This window comes from Pseudoalteromonas sp. NBT06-2 (assembly GCF_002276045.1).
GTDB lineage: Bacteria > Pseudomonadota > Gammaproteobacteria > Enterobacterales > Alteromonadaceae > Pseudoalteromonas.
The window spans coordinates 1-8,367 of the sequence record NZ_NQMR01000054.1; the positions used below are offsets into that span (position 1 = coordinate 1).

An 8,367-nucleotide genomic window follows, 5' to 3' on the forward strand; every position below is an offset into this window, starting at 1 on the left:
CGATATATTTTGAAAGTGTGGGAACAATATGACAATTCGAGTATTATTAGTTGAAGATGATGAACTTTTAGTTAAGTGTATTAAAAGTCATTTTCAAGATTCTGAATTTAGTTTTATTGTTGATGTGACTGGTGCTACAGCATTAGGCATAGTACAAAACTCTCAAAATACTCCTTCCCAGGCGATTCACCTTGCAATAGTTGATATCGTACTTCCACAAAAAGATGGTCTACTGTTAGCTAAAGAGCTCAATACGCTAACTGATATTGGAGTCATTGTTTTGTCAAGCAGAGATTCTCAATCAGATCGTATTGCTGGTTTAGCGCAAGGTGTTGACGATTATATTTGTAAACCTGTTGATTTATTAGAATTAGAATTACGTATGCGAGCGTTATGTAAACGCTTAGCTATCACTCAGAAAGAGCAAGGTGAAGAAGATGAGTATATCGAATATGGTAATTTCAAATTACACCCAGAGCATCGTACTTTAATTACCAATGACGAAGAAATTCGTTTAACTGAAGCAGAACATAAAGTTTTGATTTGTTTAATTTCAAATTCAGGTAAAGCAACCTCTAGAGAAAAGTTATCTGAAGAAATTGGACAACCGGATTGGAGCCCCGTAGATCGAACTGTCGATGTATTAATTGGACGCTTACGTAAAAAACTGATTGATGAAAAAGAGCAAAAACGAATCGTTACTGTACGTGGAAAAGGCTATATGTTGTCTCTGGCTTAAAAGCGCTTGATGGTAAATAATTAAGACAGGCGCGGCTGAATTCGAGTCTACGTCGAGTTGTGTTTAAAGTTATATTTTCTTGTCATAAATGACAAGAAAAACTCCAATATTCATGCTGAAAACTCGCTAGATCCTGACGTTATTTTCAACTATAATACCGCTTCAAAATATCGTTCAACTCCTAACCCCGGATGAAAATATCTATGTTGATCCTACGTGGTGCAGCTGCACTGTCTGATTTTAGAGTTCAAAAAATCCTAAAAACTTGCGCAGACGCAAAACTACCTGTAACTGATGTTTATGCTGAGTTCATGCATTTTGCTGACTTAACAGCTGAGTTAAACAGTGCTGAAAATGAAAAGCTGCAAAAGCTATTAACTTATGGTCCAACTATTGCTGAGCATAAACCTGCTGGTTCGTTAGTATTAGTAACACCGCGTCCTGGTACGATTTCTCCTTGGGCTTCAAAAGCAACAAACATTGCTAATAACTGCGGTTTAAGCCAAGTTCATCGTGTTGAACGTGGCACCGCTTTTTATGTTGAAGGTGATCTAACAGCTGATCAATTAGCACAAGTGACGGTGTTATTACATGACCGTATGACAGAAGCGACACATTCTAACCTAGAAGCTGCTGCACAATTATTTACCACAGCTGAACCTGCACCTATGTCATCTGTTGATATTTTAGTGGGTGGTCGTGAAGCATTAGCCGCTGCAAATATTGAACAAGGCTTTGCATTAGCGGATGATGAGATTGATTACTTAGTTGAAAACTTTATTAAACTAGGTCGTAATCCAAACGATATCGAATTATTTATGTTTGCTCAGGCAAATTCAGAACATTGTCGTCATAAAATCTTTAATTCAGATTGGACTATCGATGGTGTTGAACAGCCTAAATCTCTATTCAAAATGATTAAAAATACATTTGAGAAAAACCCTGAAAATGTATTATCAGCGTATTCAGATAATGCAGCGGTAATGAAAGGCTCTACAGCGGGTCGTTTTTTCCCAAATAATGAAAATGAATATAATTACCATCAAGAAGGCATAGAAATCTTGATGAAGGTAGAGACACATAATCATCCAACAGCAATAGCGCCTTTCTCTGGTGCTGCTACTGGTTCTGGTGGTGAAATTCGTGATGAAGGTGCAACGGGTCGAGGTTCTAAACCAAAAGCAGGTTTAGTGGGTTTTACAGTGTCTAATTTACGTATCCCTGGTTTTGAACAACCTTGGGAAAGTGACTTTGGTAAACCAAGCCGTATTGTAAATGCACTTGATATTATGACTGAAGGTCCACTAGGTGGTGCTGCATTTAATAATGAATTTGGCCGTCCTAATTTATTAGGTTACTTCCGGACTTACGAAGAAAAAGTAAATAGCCACAACGGCGAAGAGGTGCGTGGTTACCACAAACCAATTATGCTTGCAGGTGGTTTAGGTAATATTCGTACTAATCATGTTCAAAAAGGTATTATTCCTGTCGGCGCTAAGCTAATTGCTTTAGGCGGTCCAGCAATGAATATCGGTTTAGGCGGTGGTGCTGCATCTTCAATGGCATCTGGTCAGTCTAGTGAAAACTTAGATTTTGCTTCAGTACAACGTGAAAATCCAGAAATGGAACGTCGTTGTCAGGAAGTTATCGATAAATGTTGGCAACTAGGTGATGAAAACCCTATCGCTTTCATTCATGATGTAGGTGCTGGCGGTTTATCAAATGCATTCCCTGAGTTAGTAAATGATGGTGGCCGTGGTGGTATTTTCCAACTGCGTGACGTACCAAATGATGAACCAGGCATGGCACCACATGAAATTTGGTGTAATGAATCCCAAGAACGTTATGTTATGGCGGTAGCACTTGAAAACTTAGCGACATTTGAAGAGATTTGTAAGCGCGAACGTGCTGAATATGCTGTGATTGGTGAAGCAACTGAAAAGTCTCACTTAACTGTTGCTGATAGTCACTTTGATAACAACCCTGTTGATTTACCTCTTGACGTATTATTAGGTAAAGCACCCAAAATGCACCGTGATGTTAAAACACAAAAGGCACAAGGTACTGCATTTAACTTTACTGATATTACAGTTGAAGATGCCGCAGCACGTTTATTACGTTTACCTGCAATCGCAGAAAAAACTTTCCTAATCACGATTGGTGACCGTTCTGTAACAGGTTTAGTTGCACGCGATCAAATGGTGGGCCCTTGGCAAGTACCTGTAGCTGATTGTGCTGTTACAGCTGCTGCATTTGATACTTACCACGGTGAAGCCATGTCACTAGGTGAGCGTACTCCTGCTGCATTACTTAATTATGGTGCTTCTGCTCGCTTAGCAGTAGCTGAATCATTGACTAATATCGCGGGTACTAATATCGGTGCTTTAGAAAACATTAAGCTTTCAGCAAATTGGATGGCAGCAGCAGGTCACCCTGGTGAGGATGCTGGCCTATATGAAGCTGTTAAAGCGGTCGGTGAAGAACTTTGTCCTGCACTTGGATTAACTATCCCAGTAGGTAAAGATTCTATGTCAATGAAAACGCAATGGGATGAAGCTGGCGAACATAAGTCTGTAACTTCTCCGTTATCACTTATCATCACTGCATTTGGCCGTGTTGAAGATGTGCGTAAAACAGTTACTCCAGAGCTTCGCTCAGATAAAGGTGAATCATCACTTATCCTAATCGATTTAGGTGCTGGTAAAAACCGTTTGGGTGCTTCATCGCTTGCACAAGTATACAAACAATTGGGTGAAACAACGCCAGACGTTGATAGCCCGGCAGTATTAAAAGGTTTCTATGAAGCAATACAGCTGCTTGTCGCTGATGAAAAACTATTAGCGTACCATGATATTTCAGACGGTGGTTTATTCACTGCAGTTACCGAAATGGCATTTGCTGGTCACACTGGTGTATCTGTAAATCTAGATCGCATTTCTTATGAAAATCAGGGTTCTGATATTGAAGTATTATTCCACGAAGAACTGGGTGGTGTAATTCAAGTTCGTGATGCAGATAAAGCGACAGTGCTTGAAGTATTAGCATCTCACGGTTTAGCAACAATGAGCCATGATATCGGATCGTTAAACGATTCAGATAGCATTGTTTTTACACGTAACGATACTGTTGTTCTTGAAAATACACGTACTGAATATCGTACTATGTGGGCTGAAACAACTTACCAAATGCAATCACTTCGTGATAATCCAGATTGTGCTAAGCAAGAGCATGAAGCAAAAGCAGATGCAAAAGATCCAGGTTTAAATACTAAACTAACTTTTGATTTAAATGAAGATGTCGCTGCACCATTTATTCTTAAAGGTGCTGCACCTAAGATGGCAATTCTACGTGAACAAGGTGTTAACTCTCATGTAGAAATGGCTGCTGCATTTAACCGTGCTGGTTTTGCTGCTGTAGACGTTCATATGAGTGATATTTTAGAAGGTCGTTTATCTTTAGAACAATTTAAAGGTTTAGTTGCTTGTGGTGGTTTCTCTTACGGTGACGTATTAGGTGCTGGTGAAGGTTGGGCTAAATCAATTTTATTCAATGACCGCGCGCGTAGTGAATTTGAAATATTTTTTAATCGTCAAGACACTTTATCACTTGGTGTATGTAATGGTTGTCAAATGCTTTCAACATTAAAAGAGTTGATCCCAGGTACTGAACATTGGCCACGTTTTGTGACGAATAAATCAGAGCGTTTTGAAGCACGTTTTAGCTTAGTTGAAATTCAAGAAAATCCATCAGTATTCTTCTCTGGTATGGCTGGTTCTCGCATGCCTATCGCTGTATCTCATGGTGAAGGTCATGCTGAATTTGCTAACGATGCAGCTGTTAAAGCGGCATTAGCAAGCGGTACAGTTTCAGCACAATATGTTGATAACTACGGTCAACCTACAATGCAATATCCAAATAATCCAAATGGTTCGCCAGAAGGTATTACGGCTATGACAAGTACTGACGGTCGCTCAACTGTAATGATGCCACACCCTGAACGTGTTTTCCGTTCAGTTGCCAACTCTTGGCATCCAGATTCATGGGGTGAAGACAGCCCATGGATGCGTATGTTCCGCAACGCGCGTAAACATATCGGTTAATTTATCTTTTGATAAATAGATATCGGAAGGTCACTTATTAAAGTGGCCTTTTTTGTTTGAATAAACTCTGTATATTTAATGGGAAAGTGTCGGAGCTTAAATTTACTCCAGGTAACATCCCGCCAATTTTATTTCTTACTATGTCTGGCTAATTTTTCTAATTTTTCTCTCAGAGAAGGTGGGGCATTTTTTGCAATGTCTAATAAAGAGTTAGCAGTATCTTCACTTAATACTAAATCTTTTTTATGAGCATTATTTTCTTTTTGTTTCGATGCAATTGCTCTATTGGTGAAAGCTTGCGGGTTGGTTTGCACCTTAATTTGCGACAATTCAGGTAAACCATTTTTACGTAAGTCAGATAAAATCGACATTTTCATATAATTAAGGCGCATAGCAACGGCTGCAGAGTCGGTTTCTATTACCATAATCGCATCACGGTAATTACTTACACGACATTTTTTTGCCATAGGTACGCTGATTGACTCCTCTAAAAGGACCTGAAAATGTGATAATTTCTGATTTTTACCTGCATAAGAGGTGATCTTATTTGACATGCCAGCCATTAAATCATCGAGTGTTTTTGGTGCGTATCTGTCTTTAGCCATAAATAACATTAGTATTAGTGTGCGATTACTTTTATTATACTCCCAATATAAGTTTGGCGTATAAAAATTACCTACTTGAAATTAGGTTATTGTATCTCCATATAGTTAACAGTTCGTCAATTAATTGAAATCAAAGGGTAGTAACGGTTTTATCATGATATCTAAAATATTTACCAAGCTTTTTGGTAGTCGCAATGATCGCACCATAAAAAATTTAAAAAAAACGGTCGCAGTAATCAATCAATACGAAGAAAAATTTGAAGCATTAACTGACGAAGAATTACAAACAAAAACAGCTGAATTCCGCAAGCGTTTAGAAGCAGGTGAAACGCTTGAAGATATTCTGTCTGAGGCATTTGCTGTTGTGCGTGAAGCATCAAAGCGTGTATTTAAGATGCGTCATTTTGATGTGCAAATGATAGGTGGCATGATCTTACATGAGGGTCGTATTGCTGAAATGCGCACAGGTGAAGGTAAAACGTTAACTGCAACATTACCAGCTTATTTAAATGGTTTATCTGGTAAAGGTGTTCACATTATTACTGTGAATGATTACTTGGCTCAACGTGACTCAGAGACTAACCGTCCTTTATTTGAATTTTTAGGTTTAAGCGTAGGTTGTAATATTGCGGGTTTAGCACCACAAGACAAGCAAGCGGCTTACCAAGCAGATATCACTTATGGTACAAATAACGAATTTGGTTTTGATTACCTACGTGACAATATGGCATTTTCACCAGATGAGCGTGCACAACGTCCATTAAACTATGCATTAATCGATGAAGTAGATTCAATATTAATTGATGAAGCAAGAACACCACTCATTATCTCTGGTCCTGCCGAAGATAGTTCAGAGTTATACGCAAAAATTCACTTATTGATCCCAGAACTTGTTCAACAAGAAAAAGAAGATGAAGAAGGTGTTGAAGGGGATGGCGATTTCACGATAGATGAAAAAGGTAAACAAATTCATTTAACTGAACGTGGTCAAATTAAAGTTGAAGAGTTATTACAGCAACATGGATTAATTGAAGAAGGTGATTCTCTTTATTCTTCAGGTAATATCACTTTATTAAGTCATATTTATGCCGCATTACGTGCAAATAAGCTTTATCAAAAAGACGTAGATTACGTTGTTAAAGATAATGAAGTTATTATTGTTGATGAGCATACCGGTCGTACGATGGAAGGTCGTCGTTGGTCTGAAGGTTTACATCAAGCAGTAGAAGCTAAAGAAGGGGTTAACATTCAAAATGAAAACCAAACTTTAGCATCAATTACTTTCCAAAATTACTTCCGTATATACGAAACATTAGCTGGTATGACGGGTACAGCTGATACTGAAGCCTTCGAATTCCAACAAATTTACGGACTAGATACCGTTGTTACGCCAACAAATAAACCTATGGTACGTGATGATCGTGCTGATTTAGTTTATTTAACCCAAGAAGAAAAATACGATGCTATTTTAGTTGATGTGCTTGATTGTCAAAAACGTGGGCAACCTGTACTAGTGGGTACTATTTCAATTGAAAGCTCTGAGTATTTATCTCAGTTCTTGAAGAAAGAAAAAATTCAGCATAGCGTATTAAATGCCAAATTCCATGCACAAGAAGCTGATATTGTTGCTGATGCAGGTTTACCTGGCAAAGTAACAATCGCGACAAATATGGCTGGTCGTGGTACCGATATCGTATTAGGTGGTAATTGGCAGGCACAAGTTGCTAAATTAGATGCACCGACTGAAGAGCAAATTTCAAAAATTAAAGCTGATTGGCAAGTAAAACATGATGAAGTATTAGCTGCTGGTGGTTTACATATCATCTCAACTGAACGTCATGAATCTCGTCGTATAGATAATCAGTTACGTGGTCGTGCAGGTCGTCAAGGTGATGCCGGTTCAAGCCGTTTTTATCTTTCAATGGATGATGCATTAATGCGTATCTTTGCGGGTGAGCGTATGACTAACATGATGCGTAAACTTGGCATGGAAAAAGGTGAAGCTATTGAGCATCCTTGGGTAAGCAGAGCAATTGAAAATGCACAACGTAAAGTTGAAGCACGTAACTTTGATATTCGTAAGCAGTTATTAGAATTTGATGATGTTGCCAATGATCAACGTGGTGTTGTATACGCACAGCGAAATGAATTATTGGAAGAAGGCGATATTTCAGAAACTATCAATGCTATCCGAGGCGATGTATTGAATGCTCTTATTGATCAGTTTATCCCACCACAATCACTTGCTGAAATGTGGGATATCAAAGGATTAGAAGAACGTATTCAAACTGAGTTCTTAAGTGAATTACCAATTCAAACTTGGTTAGATGAAGATAATAAATTATTTGAAGAAACATTAAGAGAGCGTATCGAAGAATCTATTTCTGAAGCTTATAAGCAAAAAGAAGAGATGGTTGGCGAGTCTGTATTACGTCAATTCGAAAAAGCAATTATGCTTCAAAGTTTAGATCAGCATTGGAAAGATCATTTAGCTGCGATGGATCATTTACGTCAAGGTATTCATTTACGTGGTTATGCACAAAAGAACCCTAAGCAAGAATATAAGCGTGAATCTTTTGAGTTATTCACTGAAATGCTAGAAAACTTAAAAGTAGATGTTGTTGGCATTTTAAGTAAAGTACAAGTGCGTGCCGAAGAAGATGTTGAAGCTGTTGAAGCAAAACATCGCGCTTCTGAAAGTACTGAGCACCAATACCAACATCAAGAAGCTGAACATGTTGGCGGTGAAGCACCAGAAACTGCAACGATGACACGTACAGCACCTAAAGTGGGTCGTAACCATCCTTGTCCATGTAATTCAGGCAAAAAGTATAAACAGTGTCACGGTAAATTGTCATAATTTAACTGGATTTTGATATGAAAAAGCGACTTAGGTCGCTTTTTTTGTTTGCCCAGCGAAGCT

General features: G+C 38.4%; 4 protein-coding genes. 3 read left to right on the plus strand and 1 reads right to left on the minus strand.

Translation table 11 applies throughout. The features are described from left to right. The first annotated feature begins 28 nt into the window (after positions 1-28). Together CJF42_RS12210 and purL are read left to right on the plus strand one after the other, a co-directional pair. Entirely contained in the window at positions 29-739 is a 711-nt protein-coding gene (locus tag CJF42_RS12210) for a response regulator transcription factor (RefSeq protein WP_095366956.1), read from the plus strand. Positions 740-942: 203 nt separating this feature from the next. Further along, a complete protein-coding gene (gene purL, locus CJF42_RS12215; protein WP_095366957.1) occupies positions 943-4,839 on the plus strand; it encodes a phosphoribosylformylglycinamidine synthase in 3,897 nt (1,298 codons plus the stop codon). A 128-nt stretch (positions 4,840-4,967) separates the two neighbouring features. Here the strand turns inward: purL and CJF42_RS12220 are convergent, their stop codons facing one another. Continuing rightward, a complete protein-coding gene (locus CJF42_RS12220) occupies positions 4,968-5,444 on the minus strand; it encodes a DUF721 domain-containing protein (protein WP_095366959.1) in 477 nt (158 codons plus the stop codon). Positions 5,445-5,598: 154 nt separating this feature from the next. On the opposite strand from CJF42_RS12220, the gene secA reads away from it, so the two are divergent. Further along, entirely contained in the window at positions 5,599-8,304 is a 2,706-nt protein-coding gene (gene secA / locus CJF42_RS12225) for a preprotein translocase subunit SecA (RefSeq protein WP_095366958.1), read from the plus strand. Positions 8,305-8,367: the final 63 nt, after the last annotated feature.